At 61.6% G+C, this 25,752-nt stretch carries 21 protein-coding genes and 2 pseudogenes; 12 read left to right on the forward strand and 11 right to left on the reverse strand.

From position 1 onward, the window contains the following. Positions 1-15: 15 nt before the first annotated feature. Positions 16-714: pseudogene (locus A9D13_RS13830) on the forward strand (Mu transposase domain-containing protein); the annotation flags it as partial. Beyond that, positions 711-1,568, forward strand: a complete 858-nt coding sequence (gene istB / locus A9D13_RS13835) for an IS21-like element helper ATPase IstB (RefSeq protein ID WP_066774836.1) — start codon at positions 711-713, stop codon at positions 1,566-1,568. The pseudogene A9D13_RS13830 and the gene istB, both read left to right, overlap by 4 nt. 66 nt (positions 1,569-1,634) lie before the next feature. Here istB and A9D13_RS13840 read toward each other — a convergent pair. The 4 genes and pseudogenes from A9D13_RS13840 to A9D13_RS13855 all read right to left on the reverse strand — a co-directional run. Then, positions 1,635-1,751 (reverse strand): annotated as a pseudogene (locus A9D13_RS13840) (transposase); the annotation flags it as partial. Between the two features lie 134 nt (positions 1,752-1,885). Continuing rightward, positions 1,886-2,350: a MarR family winged helix-turn-helix transcriptional regulator gene (locus A9D13_RS13845; protein WP_066774839.1), complete on the reverse strand. Its 465-nt coding sequence runs from the start codon at positions 2,348-2,350 to the stop codon at positions 1,886-1,888. Then, on the reverse strand, positions 2,347-2,772 hold the full coding sequence (locus A9D13_RS13850; protein WP_066775037.1) for an organic hydroperoxide resistance protein: 426 nt from the start codon (positions 2,770-2,772) through the stop codon (positions 2,347-2,349). The genes A9D13_RS13845 and A9D13_RS13850 overlap by 4 nt, the downstream gene beginning before the upstream one ends. A gap of 362 nt (positions 2,773-3,134) precedes the next feature. Beyond that, positions 3,135-5,513 carry a TonB-dependent receptor gene (locus A9D13_RS13855; RefSeq protein ID WP_066774842.1) on the reverse strand — a complete coding sequence of 793 codons (2,379 nt, stop codon included), beginning with the start codon at positions 5,511-5,513 and terminating at the stop codon, positions 3,135-3,137. Positions 5,514-5,997: 484 nt separating this feature from the next. Between A9D13_RS13855 and A9D13_RS13860 the strand changes: the two genes are divergently transcribed. Beyond that, the gene (locus tag A9D13_RS13860; RefSeq protein WP_156522080.1) at positions 5,998-7,014 is read left to right on the forward strand and encodes an AraC family transcriptional regulator; all 1,017 of its coding nucleotides are present in this window, start codon (positions 5,998-6,000) and stop codon (positions 7,012-7,014) included. On the opposite strand, the gene A9D13_RS13865 is transcribed toward A9D13_RS13860, so the two are convergent. Next, a complete protein-coding gene (locus A9D13_RS13865; RefSeq protein ID WP_066774848.1) occupies positions 6,909-8,210 on the reverse strand; it encodes an alpha-hydroxy acid oxidase in 1,302 nt (433 codons plus the stop codon). The genes A9D13_RS13860 and A9D13_RS13865 overlap by 106 nt on opposite strands. Positions 8,211-8,252: 42 nt before the next feature. Further along, entirely contained in the window at positions 8,253-9,485 is a 1,233-nt protein-coding gene (locus tag A9D13_RS13870; protein ID WP_066774851.1) for a cytochrome P450, read from the reverse strand. Positions 9,486-9,741: 256 nt separating this feature from the next. Between A9D13_RS13870 and A9D13_RS13875 the strand changes: the two genes are divergently transcribed. From A9D13_RS13875 to A9D13_RS13915, 9 genes are all read left to right on the forward strand, one after another. Continuing rightward, a complete protein-coding gene (locus A9D13_RS13875; RefSeq protein WP_066774853.1) occupies positions 9,742-10,530 on the forward strand; it encodes a nuclear transport factor 2 family protein in 789 nt (262 codons plus the stop codon). Positions 10,531-10,540: 10 nt separating this feature from the next. Further along, entirely contained in the window at positions 10,541-11,593 is a 1,053-nt protein-coding gene (locus A9D13_RS13880) for an aldo/keto reductase (RefSeq protein ID WP_066774855.1), read from the forward strand. Between the two features lie 8 nt (positions 11,594-11,601). Then, entirely contained in the window at positions 11,602-12,816 is a 1,215-nt protein-coding gene (locus A9D13_RS13885; RefSeq protein WP_066774857.1) for an MFS transporter, read from the forward strand. A 206-nt stretch (positions 12,817-13,022) separates the two neighbouring features. Continuing rightward, the gene (locus A9D13_RS13890; protein ID WP_066774859.1) at positions 13,023-13,331 is read left to right on the forward strand and encodes a Rieske (2Fe-2S) protein; all 309 of its coding nucleotides are present in this window, start codon (positions 13,023-13,025) and stop codon (positions 13,329-13,331) included. Positions 13,332-13,334: 3 nt separating this feature from the next. Beyond that, positions 13,335-14,036 carry a glutathione S-transferase family protein gene (locus A9D13_RS13895; protein ID WP_066774862.1) on the forward strand — a complete coding sequence of 234 codons (702 nt, stop codon included), beginning with the start codon at positions 13,335-13,337 and terminating at the stop codon, positions 14,034-14,036. Beyond that, positions 14,029-17,514: an indolepyruvate ferredoxin oxidoreductase family protein gene (locus tag A9D13_RS13900; RefSeq protein ID WP_066774864.1), complete on the forward strand. Its 3,486-nt coding sequence runs from the start codon at positions 14,029-14,031 to the stop codon at positions 17,512-17,514. The genes A9D13_RS13895 and A9D13_RS13900 overlap by 8 nt, the downstream gene beginning before the upstream one ends. A gap of 27 nt (positions 17,515-17,541) precedes the next feature. Beyond that, positions 17,542-18,954, forward strand: coding sequence for an aldehyde dehydrogenase family protein (locus A9D13_RS13905; RefSeq protein ID WP_066774867.1), 1,413 nt, complete (start codon positions 17,542-17,544; stop codon positions 18,952-18,954). A gap of 34 nt (positions 18,955-18,988) precedes the next feature. Continuing rightward, positions 18,989-20,194 carry an acetyl-CoA C-acetyltransferase gene (locus tag A9D13_RS13910; RefSeq protein ID WP_066774869.1) on the forward strand — a complete coding sequence of 402 codons (1,206 nt, stop codon included), beginning with the start codon at positions 18,989-18,991 and terminating at the stop codon, positions 20,192-20,194. Positions 20,195-20,204: 10 nt separating this feature from the next. Next, positions 20,205-22,319 carry a 3-hydroxyacyl-CoA dehydrogenase NAD-binding domain-containing protein gene (locus A9D13_RS13915; protein ID WP_066775040.1) on the forward strand — a complete coding sequence of 705 codons (2,115 nt, stop codon included), beginning with the start codon at positions 20,205-20,207 and terminating at the stop codon, positions 22,317-22,319. Here A9D13_RS13915 and A9D13_RS13920 read toward each other — a convergent pair. The 5 genes from A9D13_RS13920 to A9D13_RS13940 are packed head-to-tail and all read right to left on the reverse strand — an operon-like array spanning position 22,316 to position 25,700. Continuing rightward, a complete protein-coding gene (locus A9D13_RS13920) occupies positions 22,316-22,573 on the reverse strand; it encodes a cytochrome C oxidase subunit IV family protein (RefSeq protein ID WP_066774872.1) in 258 nt (85 codons plus the stop codon). The two genes, A9D13_RS13915 and A9D13_RS13920, sit on opposite strands and share 4 nt — an antisense overlap. After that, positions 22,570-23,157 (reverse strand): cytochrome c oxidase subunit 3, encoded by a 588-nt coding sequence (locus tag A9D13_RS13925; RefSeq protein ID WP_066774873.1) that lies wholly within the window; start codon positions 23,155-23,157, stop codon positions 22,570-22,572. The genes A9D13_RS13920 and A9D13_RS13925 overlap by 4 nt, the downstream gene beginning before the upstream one ends. After that, complete coding sequence (locus A9D13_RS13930) at positions 23,150-23,851, reverse strand: hypothetical protein (RefSeq protein WP_156522081.1); 702 nt, start codon at positions 23,849-23,851, stop codon at positions 23,150-23,152. The genes A9D13_RS13925 and A9D13_RS13930 overlap by 8 nt, the downstream gene beginning before the upstream one ends. A gap of 2 nt (positions 23,852-23,853) precedes the next feature. Then, positions 23,854-24,564 carry an EthD domain-containing protein gene (locus A9D13_RS13935; protein ID WP_172808178.1) on the reverse strand — a complete coding sequence of 237 codons (711 nt, stop codon included), beginning with the start codon at positions 24,562-24,564 and terminating at the stop codon, positions 23,854-23,856. Continuing rightward, positions 24,561-25,700, reverse strand: coding sequence for an SDR family oxidoreductase (locus A9D13_RS13940; protein WP_172808179.1), 1,140 nt, complete (start codon positions 25,698-25,700; stop codon positions 24,561-24,563). The genes A9D13_RS13935 and A9D13_RS13940 overlap by 4 nt, the downstream gene beginning before the upstream one ends. Between the last annotated feature and the right edge of the window lie 52 nt (positions 25,701-25,752).

Here is a 25,752-nt window from a genome sequence, read left to right on the forward strand (position 1 = left end):
TGACAGTCCCCCACGGACTTCGCCAAACTTGCCGATTATCGCCGCTTCATCGACGAAGTCGTGACAGCAAGGAACCGGCGTCATGGCCCTGCCATCGATGCCGAGCGCAAGTCGCTGCAACCGCTGCCGAACATGCGGACTACCGATTACGAGGAGGTTCTCGTGACGGTGACGTCCTCGGGCGGCTTCACGCTGCGCAAGGTGTTCTACACGGTCCCGTCGCGCTTGATCGGACATCGTCTGCGGGTGCGTCTTTACGACGATCGTCTCGATGTCTTCATTGGCGGCACAAGGCTCATGACCCTGCAGCGCGGCCGCGCTGGTGCGAACGGCAAGCACGGCCATGTCGTCGATTACCGACATGTCATTCATTCCCTGCGCCGCAAACCAATGGCGCTGCGGGGACTGGTCTATCGCGACAGCCTGTTCCCGCGCGCGCCTTACCGCCTCATGTTCGAGCACTTGCTGGAAGCGGTGGGCGAGAAAAAGGCCTGCCGTATCATGGTCGAGCTGCTGGCCATGGCCCACGAGCGCGCCTGCGAGGCTGAACTCGCCCATTTCCTGGCGGAGGACCTGGCTGCGCGCCGGGTCCCGTGCCTGGCGACATTGCGGACACGCTTCAGTCCCGATCCCGCCACTCTGCCCGAAGTCGTTGTCGAGATGGTCTCACTCTCGATCTACGACGGGCTGATCGAACAGGGAGAAGCGGCATGAACACGGCTCCCATGGTCGATGCTCAGCGCCTGGGCCTGATGCTGGGTGAACTGCGCCTGCCCACCATCAAGCACATCTGGGCTGATTTTGCGGCCCAGGCGGACAAGGAAGGATGGCCCGCCAGCAGGTACCTTGCCGCTCTTGCCGAGCATGAACTCGCCGAACGCGCGTCCCGCCGGATCGGACGTCACCTTGCCGAAGCCCACCTCCCGGCGGGCAAGACGCTCGACTGCTTCGCCTTCGAAGCCGTGCCGATGATCTCAAAGGCCCAGGTGATGGCCCTATGCGCTGGTGATGGGTGGCTCGACCAGGGTTCCAATCTGATCCTGTTCGGTCCGCCGGGCGGCGGCAAAAGTCATCTGGCGGCAGCGATCGGCCTGGCATTGGTGGAAAATGGCTGGCGGACCCTGTTCACCCGCACATCCGACCTCGTCCAGCGCCTGCAGGTCGCCCGGCGCGAGCTGTCGCTGGAATCCGCCATCACCAAGCTTGATAAGTATCATCTGCTGATCCTCGACGACTTTGCCTACGTCTCGCGTGATCAGGCGGAAACGTCTGTCCTTTTCGAACTGATCAGCGCCCGATACGAACGCAGATCGCTGCTCATCACCGCCAACCAGCCCTTCGGCGAATGGAACCGCGTCTTCCCGGACCCAGCAATGACGCTCGCCGCGGTCGACAGGCTCGTGCATCACGCCACGATCTTCGAGATGAACGTCGAAAGCTACCGCCGGCGCACGGCCCAGGCCCGCCGCACCGGGGCTGGACGTCCTGCCGCCTATACCACGCACAAAGTCCTCGAGACCATCCGCGACAATCAGGATAAGAACGAGGCCCTTGCCAGCGACAGTTAAAATCGGCACTCAATGACGCGCCGCGACAATCACATTCTCATCCTGTTTGTCGCGCTACAGCAGAACCCAGAAGATGCCGTTCAGCACGCGCCGATCATCGACACGCGGAACACCTCGCGGCTTGTTTGGGAGCAGTGGCGCGATCACTCGCCACTCGAAGTCGGTCAGGTCATATCGGCTCATCCCGATTTTGAATCAGCGGGAGAGCGCCGAGGCAAGCACCTCAGGTAACCTTCACTTCATAATAGGACGTTTATGCGGTTGTGATCGAGATCCTCAATGAAGGCACCAAAGGATCCTCATGCGGACAAAGCCTGTCACCTCAATACTTCTTGCTCTGCCAGCATAGCGACCAAATTCCGCACACTTTCACGTAACTCTTCAATTCCTTCGGGCGTGCGCCCGTTGGCGATTGTCCCCGGTACATGTACGGCCTTCTCGCGGAGGGCCTTGCCTTTGTCAGTCAGCCCTATGACTACCCGACGCTCGTCTTCGGGATCGCGAGTGCGGGTAATATAATCGGCCGCCTCCATCCGCTTCAACAGCGGCGTTAGTGTTCCGCTGTCGAGATAGAGGCGCGAGCCCAGCGCCCCTACCGTCTGGGGCTGCCGCTCCCATAGGACTAGCATCACGAGATACTGAGGATAGGTAAGCCCAAGCTGGCGGAGAACCGGTCCGTAAAGGCGGTTGAGCAGGTTGGTGGCAGCGTAAAGCGGGAAGCAGACCTGCCGATCAAGCAGCAGGGGGGCCTCGTCGCCCGACGAGGACTCCGGGCCGCTCACTGCGCGAATATCCTCAGATTGACCTCGACATTGCCCCTGATCGCGTTCGAGTAGGGACAGACGGCATGAGCGGCCTTGACGATCTCTTCCGCCTTGGCTTGATCAACGCCCGTTATCTCAACATCCAGTGTCACCGCAAGCTTGAAGCCGCTTTCGCCATTCGGCAGCAGTCCTACTTCGCAGGCGACCTCAATGTCATTGTCGCGCACCTTGTCCGCCTGTCCGCGCGTCACGTGGATGACGGCGTTCTCAAAGCAGGCGGCATAACCCGCAGCGAAAAGCTGCTCCGGGTTCGTCGCACCGCCTTTGCCACCGAGCTCCTTCGGCATCGCCAAGGGCATGTCGAGGATACCATCCTCGCTTTTGATCGTGCCGCTGCGCCCACCATAAGCGTTCACTCGTGTCGTATAGAGATAGCTCATCATCAATCCTTCCAGCTTCGATAAGCCATCCAATTACATTGTTCACAATCATATTGCAAGCAACTTTATCGTGTTTCCGTAGTGCGCCTGAGAGCGCGCTTTATGGGTTCACGGCCTAGTTCTCTGAGTGCACGCCCACTGATTACACACGGATGTGGGCGCGCTGGCGCAAAGAGAACCTCGGCCGCCAGGAGATCCTGACTATAACCTCGTGCGCGAGAACGCCAACTCCAACGCAGGAAACCCACGATGATCGTGCTGGCCGGTCCCAACGGCGCCAGCAAATCCACACTCTATGAAGCCCACATTGCTCCAAGCTCGATTTCCTCGACGCGGCAGGAACCGGCGGGTTCACCGTCACCTCACCTGAATTCGAATTTCACTGTTGCGCCATAGCTTGCCGGCATGGCGGCATAGCGGACGACTACGTCTTGGGTGACGAACTGGTTGGTCCAGTAATATTCATCGAACACATTGCGTCCCCAGACACTGAACGACCAAGCATCGTCGGCTGCTTTGATTCCAACTCTGAGGTCCACAGTCGTAAAGGAATCGATGACCGAATTCGGCGCATCGCCCAAGGTGGAATTCGTCGATGAGTTGTAGAGCAGGTTGGCTCCTGCAAACGCATTCAGAGCGGCGCTGACGGGGCGTTCGTAATTGACGTCAGCCACCACGTGCCACTTCGGCGAAAAGGGAAGGGAGGAGCCGCTGTAGTCTGCAAGAATGCGCTCGTTATTGATGCCGGTGAACTCCTTGACCTTGCTGTCAACATACGTAACCGCTCCGCGCAGGGTCAGACCGTCGATTGGGCGGGCCGTCAGTTCGATCTCGCCGCCATTGATTCGAGCCTTGGGAATATTTACCAGCTGTTCGAGCTGGTTAAAAATGGGGTCGATGACCAGCCCGCGGACCTGCTTGTCGTTGTAGATATAATGGAACCCGGCCAGGTTGAGTTGTGCCATGCCGTCGAGCAGGGTCAGCTTCGCGCCAGCTTCGTATGCGGTCACCGACTCTTGGGTCACTGGCGCAAACTGTGCCGTGGTGGAAGCAGGCACGGTTGGGAAACTACCTGACTTGAACCCTCGCGAGGCCAAGGCATAAAGCAGCGTATCACTATCGGGCGCAAAGTTTGCACCGACGCGCCACGAGAAATTGTCTTCTTTCAGCGTGTCTTCGAAAGGCGTGCGGATCAGTTCGAACGTGTTCTGGTCCATGTTCAGGCAGGTATCCGGCCCGGCCGGTGCGCCCGGCGTTCCAGACAGCACATCGGAAAGGAACGCGAAGGTGGTCTGCATTCCGAAATCGCCGCGCATGCATGAGGTGTAATCGTTGGTCGTTTCGGTATAGCGAGCGCCTGCCAGCACCGTGAGCTGGTCGCTGAGGATCGCCTCGACATTGCCGAATACCGCAATATCCTCAATATCCTGAGTGATCGTCGTGGTCGAGGCCGCTATGTAGGGCCCTCCGGGTAGAATGGCGGTATTCGTAGAATCGCCCGTTAGAATGTCATTCGCGCTGACGACATCGTTCGTGGCGTAATTCCCGCCGATCAACCAGTTGAAAATGCCTGTCTCGCCAGCAAGGCGAATTTCCTGGCTGAAACTGTCAACCGTACCGTCGGCGTTGACCCCCGCATTGATAAGCGAAGTTCCGTCGCGGTCCACAGAGTAATTTTCGTTGTAATTTGAATAGGCAGTAATTGAGGTGAGGGTAATATCTCCGGTCAATTCGAAATCGCTGCGGAGCGAAATTTGATAGAAACCATCGTCCCGCCTCAAATCGCGATTCGGGTCCCAATCTGCCGCCCGCGCATTATCCGGGGCAGGTTCAAGAGCGCGGAACGCAGCAATCCGCCTGAGCACCTCTTCAGGGTCGAACAGGCCTCCGGCGGCTACTGCAGTCTCGTCGATCTGAAGATAAAGACCTTGAAACTGCCCGGCCTGCGTATCCGACTTATCGCGCCACCCGTTCACGCTCAGCAGAAAGCTCATCCGGTCGCTCGGCTCGAACGCTGCCTGGAACCGCCCCTGCAGCTTGTCCTGCCGGCCAAGTTTTTCATCGCGATTATAGTTATATTGCCATGGTCCCGAAATCGTCGTTCCCACTGCGGCGCGCACGCCAAGTCCATCGGCCACCGGGCCGCTGACGAAACCATTGGCTTCGAACGTATTGAAACGGCCAAAGGATGCCGACGCGCCCGCCTCGAAATAATCGGTGGGCTTGGCTGCTATATAGTTGATGGCACCGCCGGTGGAGTTCTGGCCGAATAGGATGCCTTGCGGACCCTTCAATACCTCGACCCTCTCGAGATCCAGTGAAGCCCCTTGGGTAAAGGCGCCAAAAGCGAGGGGAACCTGATCGACATATACGCTGACCGCCGGGCTGGCACCCAGCGTGTAATCGTTAAAGCCGACCCCGCGAAGCGTATAGAGCGGCGTTCCGTCCTGACTCTTGGTAAAGGTGAACCCGGGGGTCACTTTCGCGAGATCGCCAGTGTTGGTAATGCCGAGATTGGTCAGCTGATCTCCCGACGCCGCGGTAATCGACAGGCCAACATCGTTCAGCGACTGTTCCCGCTTTTGGGCCGTGACAATGATTTCGTTTGCAGAACCGGTGGTGTCCGCACCATCTTCGGCGCTTGTATCGGCCGCCTGTCCATAAGCCGTGGATGCATTCGAGCCAAGCACGAATGCGACAGCAAGCAACGACGCCTGCACGGATTTTTTCTTCGAAGCCATCACGGTTCCCTCTCAGTCGCGGCCCTTTTTCTTGATGACCGTCGTTCATGAAAGAACTGCCGTGCGAGCGGCCCCTTAGACAGGGCTGATTGTGCCACTATCCGACAATTTAAGACAAGCTTGATGAAATTGTCTCGAATTGCGTATCGCTGTCACCAAAGGCCGGAGTGCTCAGGGTTTCCAGACGATATGGAGATGCTCGAGCAAGCAGGTCACGCCACTTACCGCTTTAACCGGATTTTTGCCGACGAAAGTGAAATAGGCAATAGCCCGAAACGACTCCCGCCAAAGTATCATGATCTCGCGCCGCGATCTGCGCCAATACAGGCGTAAGGTCCCATCCCGTAACGATGCCCGTACACATGCCGGGACTAAACCGATCCACTGATTGCGGAATGTGCAACTCATTGCAGACCGAATGGCGAACTGTTATGCAGATCGCGACAAAGAGGCATGAACTGCCGATAAATGAGAGAGGTCAGCCTTGGACGACGCACGACGTTCGGCATTGACGGGATGGGTTCTCGCCATCGTCCGCGCCATGCAGGTTCGCGGTATCGACGCCGATGCGGTCCTGGCGGAAATCGGCATGGACGCCTCTCGCCTGGAAGGCGGATATAGCCGTTATTCGCAGGACCAGCTCTCGCAATTGTGGAAGCGTGCGGCAACGCTGACCGGCGATCCGTGTTTCGGCCTTCGCGTGGCGGAACAGGTCCGGCCGTCCTCCTTTCACGTCGTGGGCTATCTGATGATGTGCAGTTCGAACCTGCTGCGCTCGCTTCAGCGCTTTACCCGCTTCACCCGGCTGATTTCCGATTCCGCGACGGCTGGGCTGGTCGAGACCAGCGGGCAGGTCATCGTCGAGTTTCATTTCGACACCGGCGGAGAGCCGCCGATCTATCAGACCGTGGATACGGTGCTGGCGTCGGTCGTCAATCTGCTGCGCTGGATCGCGCAGGACGAACTGCCGCTGGCAAAAGTATGTTTCTCCCACGCCTCGACTGATGCGCAGGACGAATTCGCACAGTTCTTTGGCTGCCCGATCAGCTATGACGCACCGCGAACGCGATTGACGTTCGAAAAGGCCGATCTGCTGCGTCCTATCATGTCATCGGACGAAGAGCTGGCCTCGATGCTGGAAAGCGCGGCTCAACGTTTCCTAGAGCAGCGCATGGCGGGCCGGTTCGCGATCCGCGTGCGCGACCTGATGATCGCGCAGCTCCCCGACGAAGTGCCGACGAAGGCCCGCACGGCAAAGCTTCTGGGTATGACCGAGCGGACCTTGCTGCGCCGCCTCAAGGACGAGGGTACCACCTTTGCAGAAGTGCTCAAGCAATTGCGTGAAGAGCTGGCATTCCGGTATCTTAGGCGCGGCTTAAGTCTGAGCGAGGTGGCCTATCTGCTAGGATTTTCGGACAATGGAACGTTTTCGCGGGCGTTCAAGGACTGGACCGGGCGGCGGCCCAGCACTGTGACGAACGAGTTCGCCGGGGCAGGCTGATCTTTCGGCGTGTGGAAACCGCCATTGCATCTGGCACCCGCGCCGCCCTGCATTGCGGTGCCGGCTTTCAAATCCGCCACCGAACGGCAGCCAACCAGCGCCATGGTGCGTTCGAACTCGCTGTGCAAAATGGCCAGCGAGCGGTCCACGCCGGCCGCGCCGAATGCGGACAAGCCATAAAGATAGGGCCGCCCGGTCATGCATGCCGTGGCCCCCAAGGCCAACGCCTTGACCATGTGCGAACCGCGCCTGATACCGCCATCGAGAATGATCTCGGCTTTGCCGCCAATCGCATCGGCAATGGCCGGAAGCAGGTCTATGGATGCCGCCGATCCGTCAAGCTGGCGACCGCCATGGTTCGACACGATCACGGCCGTCGCCCCTGCTTCCACCGCCATGGTCGCATCCTGCGCGGATTGCAGCCCCTTTATGGCGAGTGGCCCCTGCCACTGGCGGGCAATCGCCTCGACGTGTTGCCAGCTGATGTTCGATTCCATCTTCTGTGCGAAATAGCTGGCAAGCGTAGAAATATCGCCGCCGCCGTTGCCGTCGCCGTTGCCGTCGCCGATGTTCGGCAGACGGAATGCGCCGCCGCGCAAATAGTTCAGGCACCATTCGGGGCGACGGGCAAACTGCCCCAGGCTTTGCAGGTTGAGCCGTGGCGGCACGCTCAGCCCGCTGCGGATGTCGCGTTCGCGATTGCCCGCAGTGATGCAGTCCACGGTAATGCACAGCGCGTCGAAGGCAGAGGCCCTGCAGCGGTCAACCATGGCGCGATTGAGGCTGTCATCGTTCAGCAGATACATCTGGAACATCTTGGGCAGGTCCGGCACCGCGCCGATATCCTCGATGCTGGTCGTACCCATGGTGGAAAGCGTATAGCCGACACCTGATCGGGCCGCAGCCCTTGCCACGGCCATCTCGCCATCGCGGTGGAACATCTGCGTCATGCCCGTCGGCGCAAGGTATAGCGGCCACGCCAGCCTGCTGCCCAGCACCGCGACGGAAGAATCGACATCTCGAACATCCCGCAGGTATCGGGGCAGCAGCGCATAGCGGTCGAACCCGGTGACATTGGCGGCCAGCGTTATTTCATCGTCCGAACCGCCCTGGATGTAATCGAACAGCGGTTGCGGCAGCCGTTGCCGCGCACATCGTTCCAGATCCCCGATGTTCAGGCATTTTTCTGCGCGCATGGGTTCGCTCCAGCTTCGCCGCGGTCATTGTCGGGGTGGCGGTCAGGCCGCCTTGAAGCGGACCGGAAGGGTATGGGGGCCGCGGGCGAAATAGGAATCGATCCAGTGGATCTCGTCCGAAATCACGTCGAGTTGGGCAAAGCGCTCCATCGCGACTTCCAGTGCGGCCTTTGCCTCGACCCGGCTGAGGTAATTGCCAAGGCAAAAATGCGGCCCCTGACCGAACGACATCAGTGGAAAATCGATCTTGCGGTCGATGTCGAACACATCCGGGTTCGCGAATTTCGTTTCGTCGCGATTGGCCGAGGCGAGTATTGGCATGACCGCGCTTCCCGCCGGGATGGTTGTACCACCCAGTTCCACATCTGCCGTGGTATGGCGAAAGATGATCTGAACGGGCGGATTGTAACGCAGCACTTCCTCGACCAGCGCAGGTATCAATCCGGTATCGGCGCGCACCCGGGCATAGGTTTCCGGATGTCGCTTCAACTCGACCAGCGTGGTGCCCAGAAGGTTGGTGGTGGTTTCGACCCCGCCGATCAGGAGCAGCGTCGCCATCTGGATGATTTCCAGCCGGGTCATCTTGCGGCCGTCGATCTCTGACTGGATGAAGGACGAGATTAGGTCCTCGCCGAGATTGTCGATGCGGTGATCATAAAGGTCCTCTATGAAAGCGCGCAGGCTTTTCGATGCCTTCTCGATCTCGGACAGCTTTTCCGGACCATAGGCCGCGCGGTTAGCGGCAGACAGGACAAGGTCGACCCAGACCTTGAACTCGGAACGACGCTCGGTCGGAACGCCCAGGACCTCTGCAATGACGGTCACGGGGTAGAGCGCGGTAAACTCCCACGCCCAGTCGAACTCACCCGACTGACCGTGCTTGGCAATGATGTCGTTGATCAGCTCGTGCGCGATCCTGTAGGTGCGGTCGCGCAGCAAGTTCACCTTGGTTGGCACGAACGCCTTGTTGGCCAGCTTGCGCAGATGAATGTGCCCGGGCGGGTCCATCGAGATCATTGGCGCGACCTCGGGAACGGGATCGTATTCGCCCAGAAGCGCCGGCCAGAACTGCGCAGAGCTGAAGATTCGCCCGTCCTTTAGCAGTTTGTCGACATCGTCATAGCGCGCGACGGAAAACGCCTGCAGCCCGTCCAGCCACTTCACCGGCTCGTCGCGACGCAGGTCCGCGTAATAGGGGTAGGGCTCCTGCTTTACCGCGGGGTCGAGAGGATCATATTGCTTACCTGCACTGCGCGGCTTCGTCTGGATGGTCATTACGCGTTCCTCTCCCTTCAAGCGGGCTCTATCGACGCAAGGCGCCGTGGCATCATTGGCATCACGAATACGCGCAGATGCATGACATCCGAAGGGCGCTAGGTGCCAGCGTCAGGCATATTGTGCCAAATCCCGCATATGGCACGAACGGCCCAAAGCTGTCGTAAAGTGCTGTGGTCCTGCGCGGTCGTTCGGCTAGTCTCAGGCAAAACGGGCATTCGCCGCATGACGATTGCCGCAACCGGGAGAGAGAGCAGTGCATATTCTATATTCCAGCCAGGTGACCGAAGAGCACATGACGACCGACCAGCGAGCGTTCTCTCGCCGGAATTTTTCCAGGAGCCTGCTTGGCGCCGCGGGCGCAGCCGGGGCGGTGGGGTTGGCCGGATGCGCGACCGCCGATGCAGCGTCGGGCGGCGTTCAGGCGATGCCGGCGGCCAGCGCCACCCCGCCGCGCCAGTACAAGAACTTCCAGGCGGCGCAGGACTGGGTCACCGCTTTCTTCGACAAGGGCGCGGAAGAGGTGCTTGGTTATTACGCCGACGATTTCGTCTGGGAGGATATAGAATTCGCCCAGACGATCACGACTAAGGAGGAATTGTACAAGGCCTTCGTGGTCTTCAACAATTCCGGCCCGGATTCTCCGTTCGGCGTGCACAAGTTCGAGGTTATCACCTATGATGGCGGGCCGGCAGGTGCATCGAAGGGCGTGACCAATACGGGTCCGATGCCCGCAGACTGGCAAGGGTACGAGGCCGACTACAACCGCTTCGTCAATGCCGAGCGGCTGGGCGCGGGTTTCGACTACGACGAGTGGGGCTATATGCAGTGGATATGGAAGGCCACGCATAATTCGCCGTTCTTCGGGATCGAGGAAGCGGTCGGCAAGACGACGGTGACGCGCGGCACCACCACGCAGATGTACAAGGAAGGCAAGATCGTGCGGTGCCGGACCCACTGGAATTTCCGCGAATTCGCCATGCAGTTGGGGTTGATCCCGCCGCCGAGCGAGGATTGGCGCGACAATCCCGGTCTGAACGCGTGATCGGCTGATCATGCGTTACAGGATACTTGGTCGCAGCGGCCTGCGCGTATCGCAAATCGCACTCGGCACGATGACCTTTGGCGAAGCTGCCGAATGGTCGCGCCCCGAAAAGGAATGCCGCCCCGTCTTCGACGCCTATGTCGACGGGGGCGGCAATTTCATCGACACCGCCAACATGTATACCGGCGGCGAGAGTGAGCGGATGATCGGCCGCTTCGTGAAGGATGACCGCGAACGCTTTGTCATCAGCACCAAATACGTCAATGCCGTGCCGGGCCGCAACGACCCGAATGAGGCCGGCATGCACCGCAAGAATATCGTGCAGTCGGTGGAGAAGAGCCTGACCCGGCTGGGTGTCGATTACATCGACCTTTATTACGCCCATTTCTGGGACTTCACCACGCCCACCGAAGAGGTCATGCGTGCCTTCGACGACCTGATCCGTGCCGGGAAGATCCTGCATGTCGGCCTGTCGGACGTGCCGGCCTGGATCGTGTCGCGTGCGCAGGCCTTTCACGAATTGCGCGGGCTTGCTCCGGTTGCCTGCATGCAACTGGAATACAGCCTGGTACAGCGTTCGATAGAGCGCGAACATATTCCCCTGTCCGCCGCCCACGATGTCGCGCTTACGGCCTGGTCGCCGCTCGCAGGCGGGATATTAACCGGGAAATACACGCGGCAGGATCAGTCATCCGACAGTGGCAACCGGCTGGATTCTATGCAGTTGCAGCCGCTTGACGAACGCAATCGCGCAATAGCGAGAGGCCTTGCCGATATTGCGGGGGAAATCGGGGCAAAGCCCGCGCATGTGGCATTGGCATGGATCATGTCGCGCGGAATCGTTCCGATCTGTGGCGCGACGCGGCCCGAACAGATGCGCGAGAATCTTGCCGCTTGCGACCTGATCCTGTCGCCGGAAACACTCGATCGGCTGGACCGATTGGGCGAATTCGACAAGGGCCATCCCTATGCGATGACCGAATGGGACATGTCGGTGACGCTCGGCTATGCCGGGATGCGGGACCGGATCGATATTCCGAACTACCCCGGAAAGCGGCATTAGGGGAACATATGACGGCCGGGGGGAATGAAGGCGCGGGCGATCGCGCACAGCGGGCAATGGTTGGATGGCTGTGCATCGGCGTTGCCATACTCGAAGGCTTCGATCTGCAAGTTGCGGGCATTGCGGCACCGGCCATCGCGGTATCGCTGGCGCTGGATACGCAGGCGCTGGGCCTGTTTTTCAGCGCCAGCACGTTCGGCCTGCTGTTCGGTGCGATCGTCGGGGGACGCATGGCCGATCTGTGGGGGCGCATGGAAGTTCTCGCCGGATCTTGTGCCCTGTTCGGCATCGCGTCCATCGCCACCGGGCTTGCAACCGGCGCGGAGACCCTCGTCGCGATGCGCGTCCTGACCGGGCTGGGGCTGGGCGGGGCGCTGCCCAACCTGATCGCGCTGACATCGCAAAGTGCGCGGCCCGGGCGGGAAAAGCGGGCGGTGGCCTATCTGTATTGCGGAGTGCCCGTCGGCGGGGTCGGAGTGAGCATTCTGGGTGCGACCATGCCCGACGACTGGCCGATGCTTTTTTTCATCGGCGGCGCACTGCCGGTCTTGCTTGCGATGGTACTGTGGTCCAGGCGGAATTTTGCCGGAACGGCAGACAGCCAGCGCAGTGGCAAGGCATCGGTTGCCCATGCGCTGTTTGGCGATGGCCGGGCGATACCGACCCTGCTGGTCTGGACCGCCTTTTTCGCTGCGCTGATCATCCTTTATCTCGTGCTCAACTGGCTTCCCATACTGCTGGCATCGGCGGGTCTGACCGCACGCCATGCGCTGTTTGCGCAAGTGCTGTTCAACGGGGGCGGCTTTATCGCCTGCCTCGCAAGTGCCCCCCTGTTTGACGGGCGGCACGCGTGGCGGGTTGCATTTTGTGCCTTTGCCGCGATCCCGTGCCTCTTGTTCGCGATGGCGTTGCCGAACGGAACATGGTCCAGCCTTGCGCTGGCGTTCCTGTTGGGCGCGGCAATCCTGACCACGCAATCCTATCTCTATAGCATCGTTCCTGCCGTCTATCCCCAGGCACTGGGCGGCACCGGGGTGGGCGCTGCCGTCGCATGGGGGCGAATTGGATCGATCACAGGGCCACTGATCGGCGCATGGGTGCTGCAATCGACGAATTCGCCAGCATCGGTGCTAACAGCGATTATTCCGGTGGCGATCCTGGCCGGCGTTTCGGCCGTTGCCATTCCCTGGTCTTTGCGCGGGCGCGCGGCGATTGCTGCGTGATCGGTTGGCCCATGATTCTTTGATGGGGCGGCGCGAAAAACGGGATCGCGCGATCCAGCGGGTGCAGATTGGCACGAACGGTCAACCGTTAGCACGCTCTGCCATGGCCCGCCCCCGAAACCCCCACTAGGGTAAAAATCACAAAAGCCCGATTCCCGCGCAAGGAAACGGGCATGTGAAAAGAGTGGTGGGAGGACAGTGGCACGATGCTGCAATCGAAAGAAAAAGTCGGCACGCTTTCGCAGCTTGTCGAAAACGGCCCTCTGAAGGCAAAGGTCGCCGATACCCGCATCCTGGTCTTCATGGCCGACGGCGTGCCTGTGGCCACGCAGGCACGGTGCCCGCATGCGCAGGGCCCGCTTCATCAGGGCGAGATTTGCGGCGCGGTGCTGACCTGCCCGTGGCACGGCTGGTCCTTCGACCTTGTTACCGGAGAGTGCGAGGAAGACCCCGACCTGACGATCGAGCGATACACCGTCACTCTCGACGGCGACGACATTTACGTGAGCGTCTGACGTATGACCGCGCCGGTCCTCCATGGCTATCCGGTCAGCAATTGGTTCAATTGCGCGCGCGCCGCGATGATCGAACTGGGGCTGGGCGCGGACTACGTGGCTACCCGCGCGGCGGGCGATGACGGGTTTCTGGCCAATAGCGCGATGGGAAAGATCCCGTGGCTGGACACCGGACGGGGCGGGTTGGCCGAAACGGTGGCGATCCTGGAATATCTGGAGGAAACCTCCGGTCCGCTATTGCTGCCGGACGATGTTTTCGAACGCGCCCGCGTCCGGCAACTGTTCAACATCGTGCAGCTTTACATCGAACTGCCGATGCGTTCGCTCTACCCCGCCGTGTTCATGGGTGAGCCGGTCGATCCCGATGCCGCGACCGCCGCTTTTGCCATGACCGATCGTGCCATGCGGGCGCTGCACCAATTATGCCTGTGCCAACCGTTCCTGACCGGCTCCGCGCTGACCATGGCAGACCTTGCTGCCTTTCATATCTTCGAATTGGCCAACCGGGTCTGTTTTCATCTTGGCCGGGATGGGCTGCTGGACCGCCAACCGGGTTTCGGGCGCTGGCTGCACGCGATGCAGGGGCGTGAGAGCACAAAGATCGTGCTGGCCGATTTCGCGCCCGCATTTGCCGAATATCGCGCCGCCAGAGGCGCTGCTTTCGATGAGGAAGCGTATCAAGCTCAAAGGAAAGTCCATGCGTGACGTAGCCCTGACCGACAAATATACGCAGGTCGATGATCGCGTAATCATGAGCGGCACTCATGCCCTCGTGCGCCTGCCATTGCTGCAAAAGCAGATCGACGAGGCGAACGGGCTGAACACCGCCGGCTTCATCTCGGGTTATCGGGGTTCGCCGCTGGGCAGCTATGATATGGAACTGTGGCGCGCCAAGGACCTGCTTGGCAAGTCCGACATATTGTTCCAGCCCGGCGTGAACGAGGACCTGGCCGCCACTGCGGTCTGGGGCACCCAGATGCTGGACGGCGTGCCCGGCAAGAACCGCGATGGGGTGTTCGCGATCTGGTACGGCAAGGGGCCGGGCGTCGACCGGTCCGGCGATCCGTTCAAGCACGGCAATGTGGCGGGCAGTCACCCCAAAGGCGGCGTGTTGCTGGTGGCGGGCGATGACCACACCGGCAAGTCATCGACGGTCGCGCACCAGTCGGAACATGCACTGATCCATGCCGGGGTGCCGATCCTGGCACCCTCCAACGTGCAGGACGTGCTGGAACTGGGTCTCAAGGGTTGGGCGATGTCGCGCTATACCGGGCTGTTCACCGGGTTCAAGCTGTGCAACGAAGTCCTGGAACAGACCATGACGGTCGATGTCGCGCTGCCCCCCGCGCCGGTAGAGCCAGAGCGCGGCGATGCGCCGCAGCACGGGTTCCACAATTATCCCAGCCATCTCGACCGGCTGGCCTCCGACATCGTCGTCAAGCGTTACCGCTGGCCGCTGGTGCACAAGTTCATTCGCGCCAATGCCATAAACCGCGTGCTGTTCGATGCGCCCGTTCGCAAGCTTGGCATCGTCGCCACCGGCAAGGCGGTGGAGGATGCGCGCCAGGCGCTGATCCTGCTCGGCCTGTCCGATACCGATGCGGGCGCACTGGGGATCTCCTTCTTAAAGCTGGGCTGTTCCTATCCTGTCGAACCGGAAGGGTTGAAGGACTTTGCCCGCGGTCAGGACGAATTGCTGTTCGTCGAGGAAAAGGACCCGATTACCGAGAACCAGGCCAAGCAGATCCTGTATAATTCGGGCATACAGCCCCTGGTCATCGGCAAGAATGACGAGAATGGCGTCATGCTGCTCCCATCGGACGAGCAGCTGGAGCCGGTCGATATCGCCATTTCGATCGTGGGCCGGCTCGCAGGGCTGGGCGTCGAGATCGGCAATCTGTTCCAGCGGGCCGAAACGCTGGGCCGCCAGCGCGACACGATCCGCGGCATGAATTCGGCCGAGGCTTCGCGAACCCCCTATTTCTGTTCGGGCTGTCCGCACAACACCGGCACGCGCTTTCCCGATGGCAGCATCGCGGCGGGCGGCATCGGCTGTCATGCAATGGCGATGTATTCCGGCCCCGAAATGCTTCCCAATACGCAGATGGGGGGCGAGGGCGCGCATTGGTATAGCCTTGCCCATTTCACCGATACGCCGCACATGTTCCAGAACATGGGCGATGGCACCTATTACCATTCGGGGCTGCTGGCCGTGCGCGGCGCGGTGGCGGCCAAGGTGTCGATGACGTTCAAGATATTGTTCAACGATGCCGTCGCGATGACCGGCGGACAGCCGATGGACGGTCCGCTTTCGGTAGGCGATATCACGCGCCAGGTACTCGCCGAAGGGGTCGTGCGCGCGGTAGTCGTGACTGACCGACCCGATCTGTATGGCCGCGACAGCGGGCTGGGCGATGGCGTCACCGTACACCACCGCGACGATTACGACGCGGTTCAGCGCGATCTGGCGCAGGTGAAAGGGGTGACCGTCATAGTCTATGAACAGACCTGCGCGGCGGAAAAGCGGCGGCGGCGCAAGCGCGGCAAGTTCCCCGATCCGCCCAAGCGCATGTTCATCAACGAGGCGGTGTGCGAGGGCTGCGGGGATTGTTCGGTAAAGTCCAATTGCGTCAGCGTCTGGCCCAACGAAACCGAACTGGGCCGCAAGCGCCAGATCGACCAGTCGAGCTGCAACAAGGATTATAGCTGCGTAAAGGGGTTCTGCCCCAGCTTCATCACCGTACTGGATGCGGAACCGCGCAAGCCGGAGGCATCGGCGCTGGCGGGCGAGACGGGTTTCGACCTTCCCGAACCGAAGCGCATCGGCCTTGATGCAGGTTCGTGCAATATCATGGTGTCGGGAATCGGCGGGACTGGCGTTGTCACCATTGGCGCCTTGCTGGGCATGGCGGCGCACCTAGAAGGCAAATCGTCGTCGGTCTTCGACATGACGGGGCTAAGCCAGAAGAACGGCGCGGTCTATTCCCATGTCCGCATTGCCGCGCAAGACAGCGATTTGGCCGCGCAGAAGCTGGGCGCGGGTGAAGCCGATGTGGTGCTGGCGTTCGATGCCATCGCCGCGCTTTCGCCCGAACCGGTAGTCACGCTGAACAAAAAACGCACCCGAACCGTCGTCAACGGACGGATCACCCCGACTCCGGCGTTCCAGCGCAATCCCGACATGCGCCTTGAAGAGGGGCTGCTGCTGAAACGGCTAGAGCGGATGTCACGCGATTATCACGCGGTCGATGCGACCGGGCTTGGACTGGCGTTGCTAGGCGATTCTATTGCCGCCAACCTATTCATGCTGGGCTTTGCCTGCCAGCTTGGTCTCTTGCCGCTGTCGCCGGAATCAATCCTGCGCGCGGTCGAGATTAATGGCGTGGCCATCGAATTCAACCGGTCCGCCTTTCAACTGGGCCGCTTGCGCGCGGTCGATCCAGAACGCATCGACGCGGCCGTGGCCGACACGATTTCCGAACCGGTGTTCCAGCCGCTGACCGATCTTGACGATATCGTCGCGCATCGCAGCCGGCTGCTGACCGATTACCAAAACGAGGCCTATGCCGCGCGCTATCGCGCCCTGGTCGACAGCGTGCGCGCGGCAGAGGAACAGGCGGTGCCCGGATCCGATGCGCTGGCCATTATGGTGGCGCGCAATTTCGCCAAGCTGATGGCCTACAAGGACGAGTATGAAGTCGCGCGCCTGCATGTCGATCCGGCCATGCGCGCTAAGCTTGAGGCGACGTTCCAGCCCGGTGCGCGCTATCGCTATAACTTGGCCCCGCCGCTATTTTCGAAAAAGGACCCGGAAACCGGTGAATTGCAGAAGCGTGAATTCGGCCCGTGGGTCTTTAGCGCCTTCAAGCTGCTATCTAAGCTCAAAGGGCTCCGCGGCACGGCTTTCGATCTCTTTGGCTACACCGGCGAACGGCGCATGGAACGCGCATTGATCGACGAATACGAACAGCGCATGCTGGACGTGATCCTGCGGCTTTCTCCGGACAATCATGGCACGGCGGTAGAGATCGCCTCGGTCCCCGCTACCATACGCGGCTATGGCCACATCAAGGAACGCAATGCCGAGGCGGCTGCGACGCTGAATGCAAGGCTGATGAACAAGTTCGCTGCACCCGTCGATGCGCGCGACACGGATGAAACAAGAGCGGTCGCAACCGCCTGAATTGTGGAAAGAGGATTGAGAGGCAATATGCACAAGATGTTGATTGGCGGGTCACTATCCGCCGGATCGCGCACGATGGATGTCATCGATCCCTGCACTGGCCAAGGATTCGACCAGGTGCCCGACGCGACTGCCGACGATGTCGATGCCGCAGTGGCCGCCGCCCGGGCCGCCTTTCCGGCCTGGCGCGACTGCGGCTTTGGCAAGCGCGAAGCGGTGCTGAAGGAGATGGCCGATGCGATCATGGCGAACATCGAGGAGCTGGCCGATTTGCTGATCGCGGAAACCGGCAGGCCGCGCGATCTCGCCATGTTTGAACTGGCGCATCTGGCGACCGGCTATCTCAACTATTACGGATCGCTGCGGATCGAACCGGAACTTATCGTCGAGGACGATACCCGGCGTGTCGAACTGCATCGCAAGCCGCTGGGCGTGGTGGCCGCCATCGTGCCGTGGAATGCGCCGGTGTTCATCGCCTGCAACAAGATCGCCCCGGCCATGGCTGCGGGCAATACGGTGGTGGTCAAGACCGCGCCGTCCACACCCCTGACCACGCTGAGGCTGGGCGAGATCCTGGCCGATATCGTGCCCCCGGGCGTGCTTAACATATTGTCGGGCGGCAATGACGCGGGCGCTACGCTGGTTGCGCACGAAGATGTGGCGAAGGTAACATTTACCGGATCGAGCGAGACGGGGCGCAAGATCATGGCGGCTTGCGCGCCGACGCTGAAGCGGGTGACGCTGGAACTGGGTGGCAACGATGCGGCCATCGTTTTGCCCGATGCCGATATCCAACAGGTGGCCGCGCCGATTTTCGCCTTCTCCTTCTTCAATTCGGGGCAGGTGTGCGCGGTGATCAAGCGGCTTTACGTGCACGACAGCCTGTACGACGCGATGTGCGATACGCTGGCGACGATGGCCAAAGGTAGCAAGCTGGCATCGGGGACAGACGCGGACGCGCAGTTCGGCCCGGTGCAGAACAAGGCGCAGTACGACAAGGTCTGTCGCTATCTCGAACAGGCGAAGCGCGACGGCAAGGTGATCGCTGGCGGCGAGATCGGGGACAGGCCGGGCTATTTTGTGCCGCTCACCGTGGTGCGCGATGTGGCCGAGGGCCATGCCATCGTCGATGAAGAGCCGTTTGGCCCGATCCTGCCCGTGATCCGCTACAGCGACATCGACGATGTCGTCGAACGCGCCAATGCCTCTCCCTTCGCACTGGGCGGTTCGGTCTGGGGCAGTGATGTCGCTGCGGCCGCCAAGGTGGCGGCCCGGCTCGAAAGCGGCAGCGTGTGGGTGAACCAGCACTGCGCACTGGACCCGGCGGTGCCGTTCCCCGCCAACAGGCAGTCCGGCTTTGGAGTCGAGGGCGGGATCGAGGGACTTTATCCCTATCTGGCGTTGCAGACGCTTAACATTGCCAAGCCACAAGCTGGCTGATCGCAATCGCTATGCGAACCGACGGGAACTGATAATGCAGGACATCCTGATCTATGACCATGCCCGCACACCGCGGGGCAAGGGGCGGCCCGATGGCGCGCTGCACGAGATACCGGCGGTTCAGCTGTTGATCCAGCAGCTTGAAGCGATCCGTGACCGTAATACGCTTGACACCGCTCTGCTGGACGAGGTGGCCATCGGCATTGCGCAACCGGTAGCCGAACAGGGCGGCGTGTTGCCACGGGCGGCGGTAATCGGAGCTGGCTACGATCAATCCGTCGCTGCGATCCAGCTGAACCGGTTTTGCGCATCGGGACTGGATGCGATCAATCTGGTCGCGGGGCAGATCGGTACGGGCATGGCGCAGGCCGGGATCGGCGGCGGCGTCGAATCGATGAGCCGGGTGGCATTCGGGACCGATGCCGGGGCGTGGACCAGCGATCCGCGCATCGCCTTTGGCGGATATTTCGCGCCGCAAGGGATCGGGGCCGACATCATTGCGACCATCGACGGTTACAGCCGTGCCGATGTCGATGCCTATGCAGCCGAAAGCCAGCGGCGCGCGGCCCGGGCATGGGACGAAGGCCGCTTTGCAAAATCGGTCGTCCCGGTACGCGACTTGCTGGGCGAGATCATCCTTGCCCGTGACGAGGCGATCCGGCCCGGCACCACGCGCGAGGATCTGGCGAAGCTGAAGCCGGCGTTCGCCGGGCTTGCCGATGCCGGATACGGTCGGATCGCGCAGGAACGCTATCGCCAGATCGAGGCGCTCGACCATGTCCACACTGGCGGCAATTCCAGCGGCATCGTCGACGGGGCTGCCACTGTGCTGCTGGGCAATGCGGAATTCGGCGCCCGCTCCGGGTTGAAGCCGCGCGCTCGCATCCGGTCATGGGCCTCTATCGGTTCGGAACCCACAATCATGCTGACCGCCCCGGCTGACGTCGGCCGCAAGGCGCTGGCCAGCGCCGGGATGGCGGTCACCGATATCGATCTGTTCGAACTTAACGAGGCGTTTGCCAGCATGGTCTTGCGCTTCATGAATATCATGAATGTCGATCACGACCGGATCAACGTCAACGGCGGGGCGATCGCCATGGGGCACCCGCTTGGCGCAACCGGGGCAATGATCCTGGGCACCGCGCTTGACGAGCTTGAACGGAGCGGGAAATCGACAGCGATGGTGCTGCTTTGCGCCGCCAACGGGCTGGGTTCGGCCACGATTATTGAACGGGTTTGAAAGGCGCGCGATGAAGCACATGCACCTGCAATTTGGCAACGATGGCGTGGCCACCCTCACGCTCGAACGCGACGGCGGATCGGTCAATATCATCTGCGACGATTTCATGAATGACCTGGGCGGGGCGCTGGATATTGTCGCGCAGCGGCAGGATTGCCCCGGACTGGTCGTACGTTCGGCAAAGGCGGGGTTCCTTGCCGGAGCAGACCTGACCATGCTGGCGGCGGAATTTCCGGCGATGACCGCCCGGCGCGGGTACGAAATCAGCCAGCGGATCAGCGGCCTGCTGCGACGGCTTGAAACTCTGGGCATCCCCAGCGTGGCCATCGTGGATGGGGCCGCCCTTGGCGGCGGTCTGGAACTGGCGCTTGCCTGCACGCGCCGCCTGGCGAGCGAAAATGCGGTGCTGGGCCTGCCAGAGGTTAATCTGGGCCTTTTGCCTGCGGCCGGGGGAACACAGCGATTGCCACGGATGATCGGCGCCAAAAATGCGCTCGACCTGCTGTTGGTCGGCAAGACCGTCGATGCGAACAAGGCCGCCGGGCTTGGCATCGTCGATGAAATCGTCTCGGCTGAAGATTCGCAAGACGTGGCGAAGCGCTGGTTGCTAGCGCGCCCCGCGCCCGAACAGCCGTGGGACCGGAAAGGCTATCGCCCGCCAGAGGCGCGCGGGCTTGTCCTTCCCGAAGTGGCTCTGAGCTATTCGCTTGCTGCTGCCGGTGTGGCGGGCAAATCCGGTCACCGACAGCCCGCGCCCGTTGCCATCCTTTCCTGCGTGTTCGAGGGGATGCAATTGCCGTTCGACCGTGCCTTGCAGATAGAAAGCAAATATTTCGGCCGCCTGCTGAGCGGCAAGGTGGCGCAGAACATCGTCGCCACCACCTTCCTTGCGCGCCAGGCGGCGTTGAAAGGTGCACGTCGGCCGCACGGGCATGAGCGCCGAACGGTTGGGCGTCTGGGGGTCGTGGGCGCAGGCATGATGGGCGCAGGGATCGCACAGCTTGCCGCAACGGCCGGGATCGAAGTCGTGCTGGTCGATCGCACCTCCGCGCTGGCAGAGCGTGGCAAGGCGTATTCTGCGCGCAGCATGGACAAGTTGATCGAGCGTGGCAGGATGACACGCGACAAGGCGGATGCGTTGCTGGGCCGGATTGCGCCAACCGATGATTTCGCACAGCTGTCAGCCTGCGAACTAGTGGTCGAGGCGGTATTCGAGGATGCGGCGGTAAAAGCCGACACCATTCGCAAGGTCGAAGTCGTGACCGGGGCCGACACGATCTATGCCAGCAATACCTCTACCCTTCCGATCGGCGGGTTGGCCCAGGCGTCGATACGCCCCGACCGGTTGATCGGACTGCACTTTTTCTCCCCCGCCGAACGCATGGAATTGGTGGAGGTCATCCGCGGCGCGCAGACCAGCGATGCAACGCTGGCGGCCAGCCTCGACTTCCTGTCGCAATTGCGCAAGACCCCGATCGTCGTCAAGGATGGGCGGGGTTTCTATACCAGCCGGGTCGTGCAGTTTTTCATCAACGAAGGCGCCGCAATGGTGGGGGAGGGGATCGCGCCGGCCCGCATCGAAAACGCCGCCCGCTCGATCGGCTTTCCGGTTGGCCCGCTGGCCTTGCTGGACGAGGTGACGATCGATCTGCCGGTCACAATCCATGACCAGGCGCAAAGCCAGGAGAGCGACATTGCCGAACCGGCGGGCTTGCCCACCTTGCGGCGCATGCAGGAATTGAACCGCCACGGCCGCAGTTCCGGCCGCGGTTTCTATGACTATCCCGAAGATGGGCCCAAACATTTATGGCATGGTCTTTCCCAGGCGTTTGCGTTGGCGGGCCAACAGCCGGATGATGCCGAGATCGAGCGCAGGCTGCTTTATGCGCAATCGCTGGAGGCAGTGCGCTGTCGCGAGGGCGGGATTCTGGAAACCGATGAGGACGGCGATCTGGGGTCGGTGTTCGGCTGGGGCTTTCCCGCCTGGACCGGCGGGGCCCTGCGCTTTATCGAGACAGAGGGCGTGGCGCGGTTCGTTACCAATGCCAAGGAACTGGCGCGTCGACACGGATCGCGCTTTGAACCGACGGCGCGGCTAGTCGAAAGGGCGAAGTCTGCCGCCTAGGTCGCCATATGAAGGATCGCGACAAGTGAAGCGATCGCCGCAATCACGGCGGCAAAGCCGATGCGCCAGCCCCGCGGTGCCATGCCGATATTCATGAACACCCAGGCGACGATTATCGCCTTTGCCGCTGCCACCGCGATCACGGCGGCAAAATTCCACCGCACCCCCGCGACAATTCCGTTCAGCGACAGGCTGGCAAAGCCCAGCATCAGCAGCACGCTCCATGTCAGCGCGATCCCGCGCCGCCCCGTCACGGCGCCACCTGCAGATAGACGACCGGGAAGATCAACAGCCACAGCAGGTCCACCATGTGCCAGTAGAGCGTGATCGCGCCAAAGACCGAGGCCCGCCGCGATCCGCCATTGCCGCGCCGCAGCAGCAGCATGCCCAGCAGGACCATGCCGACGAGATAATGGGCGAAGTGCAGGCCCGTCAGCACGAAATAATAGCCGGTAAAGATGTCATCGCCCGCCGCCCCGGCGGCAATGCGTTCGCGATATTCGAACAGCTTGATGACCGCGAAAACCGATCCGGCCGCAATTCCCGCGCCCAGCCAGCATCGCCATGCCCCTTGCGTGCGAAAGCCATTTTCGGCCGTTGCCACCAACGCCCCGCTGGTCATCAGCACGAATGTATTGATCCAGCCCAGACCAGCGTGCAGCCTTGCCGCGCCCGATGCAAAGCCGGCGGGATCGCCCAGCCGCTCTACCATGAAGATCACCAGGAACACGCCAAATGCAGCGATATCCATGATGATGAATATGGCGATGGGGTGGGGGACAAGCGTGGAGTGCGTGGTGTCTGTTTTTCCACTGGTGCGAGGGCCGGCTTCAACCATCGCGCTCGATCCGCGCAATCGCCCGGAAAAGCACCACTGAAACCACCATCATGAACAGGAAGAACATGGGGAATTCGAACCAGTAATTGATCAGCCCGTCGCGCGCGAACGGTCCCGACTTGAACAGGGAAATCAGCGCGAGGATCGGCAACATGCAGCCGGTCCATGCCACGAACCAGCCTGCCCAGCGTGGCACGACCGGCACGGCGCGTTGGTCGCGCAGAAAGCAAGCCGCCATCGCCAGGATCTGAAGCGAGGTCAGCGACCATTGCACATCGAACAGCATCCAGCCTAGATCATAGAGCATGAGCGTGGTTTCGGGTGCCAGCCTTTCGGGACGAAACGCCGCAGTCGCCCAGATACAGCCGGGTATGGTAATGACCAGAGTGGTAAAGCCCGCGCCCCACAGCTGCAGGCGGGGCAGGATCGGTTCGGCAGGATCTATCCGCTCCATCACCACGGAAATGGCCACGCCCCAGACCAGATAAAGCGGACCAGCAGCCACGGTCACGATCATGCCGATGCGCACCTGGATCGTGTGTTCGGCAAGATAGCGTGCGACTATCGGGGCGGGCACATCAGAGCCGAATGGCGGCACATTGCCGCCCAGCAACCCCCAGAAGACGATCAGCAGGACGAGAAAGACCGGACCTGCCCACGCACATGCTCTGACAAGGGACAGGCTGCCGGTCATGCTCATACTCCGAAGATCAGGGTTTCGACGTCGTGCTCAAGCTGGTTGTTGGCACCGATCTCGCGGATGGTGCGCACCGCATCCGCGCCGCGCAGGCCGGTGGGGGTGGGGCGTCCGCCGGCAACCATTACATAACGTTCATCGGTGCGAAAAACGGTAACGCCATCGGGCAGGGGCGGCAGGGCGCACCCGCCGCTCCAGTATTGCGCCACGCTTTGCCAGCCGACCGCGCCGGGCGAGATCCCGTTCCACAACGAAGGGTCGGCACCGCGCAAGTCGTGCAGGTGAACTTCCATGCCTAGCCCACTTGCCGCGCTGGCCCAGTGCTTTGCCGCGCCTGGCTCTGCGAACAGCAGGAATCCGGTGACATCGCGGTCCTCAGCGGTGTTCTCGTTGAAATGCTGGCTGTCCTGCGCTTCGAGATTATATAGCAGCGCGCGAGTAAAAACGTTGGGCTCGTCGCGTACTATCTGCGCCGCCACCGCGCTCTGGGCAAGGCCGGCGCGATCCGCCTCGCTCGCGAACCGGACGACGGCGATGCCCTCGAAGGCGATATCGCCATTATCGCCCGCGATCTGCGTCACATGATGTTGCACATAAAAATCAAAGCCCGGAATCCGGGCCGCCATCACCCCGTGCACATCGCGCCAATAACGCGTGAAAAGTTCACGCGAAATGTCCGCGCGCCGCTCGATCAGGGCAATTGTCGTCACGCCTGCCACAGCGCGCCCTCCACCGGCAGTACCGCGCCCGAAACATACGCCCCGGCCCGCGAGGAAAGGTACAGCACCGTGCCGCCAATGTCCTCGGCCGTGCCCAGCCGGCCCGCCGGTATTCCGCCGATCATCTGTTCCCTCAGCCCCGGAACGGCTTCGAAGAACCCGTCGGTCATGTCGCTGGGAAAGAAACCGGGAGCGATGGCATTGACGTTGATGCCGCCCGCCGTCAGGTCCGATGCCAACATGCGCGTCAGCTGGTGCACCGCGGCCTTGCTGGCGCCATAGGCATAGGCGCCATTGCTGCTGTTTCCCCAAAGCGCACCGATAGAGCCGATCATGATGACCCGCGCCGGATCGCCCGGGTCCGATGCCGCCTTCAATTGGGGCAACAGCGACTGGACGAGGAAGAAGGGGGCCCGCAGGTTGAGGCCCATGAGCCGGTCCCAGCCATCCGGGTCGGCATCCTCTATCGCGCTTGCGGCAAAGCTGCCGGCATTGTTGACCAGCACGTGAACCTTGCCGGCCAGCGCCGCGATATCGGCCGCTGCGGCCGATACGCCCGCGGACGTGGCCAGATCCGCCTCGACAAAGCGGCAGGACCCGCGTGCACCTTCCAGACCGGTGACGAAATCCTGTCCCGCCCTGGCACCCCGGCCCAGCACGATCACGTCGGCCCCGGCCTCGCACAGGGCGGCGGCAATCATCGCGCCCACGCCCCTGGCCCCGCCGGTCACGACGGCGGTCTTGCCGGATACGTCGAACAAGGGCGAGGGCGCGCCGATGACATCGACCGCATCGGTCACCTGTGCCGAACAATTCTCCAGATCGACGAAATTGGGTTCATCGGGGCGGATCGTATTGCGATATTCGTCGCAGTTGAAAGCCGCCTCCAGCGCATGGCGATTTCGGAACCGCAGGACCGCCACGCCATCGTACTTGCCGCTTCCGCCGAACAGGCTGGCCAAATCGTCGGGGCCGGCGTGCACATCATATTGCGTGTAGGACACGAGCTGTTCGGTAAATTGTGGGCAGCTGCGGATCAGGGGGGCATGGTAATCGCGCCAATAGTTGACGAATTCGGCGTGGCTCAGATCGGGCCGCCGCGCGACATTGACGACAATCGTACTCATCGTGCGAGAAGTCTGGCGCTTCGCTTGCATTGCGGCATGTCGTAGTCTCTCC

This window comes from Croceicoccus mobilis, from assembly GCF_001661965.1.
GTDB classification, from domain to species: Bacteria; Pseudomonadota; Alphaproteobacteria; order Sphingomonadales; family Sphingomonadaceae; genus Croceicoccus; species Croceicoccus mobilis.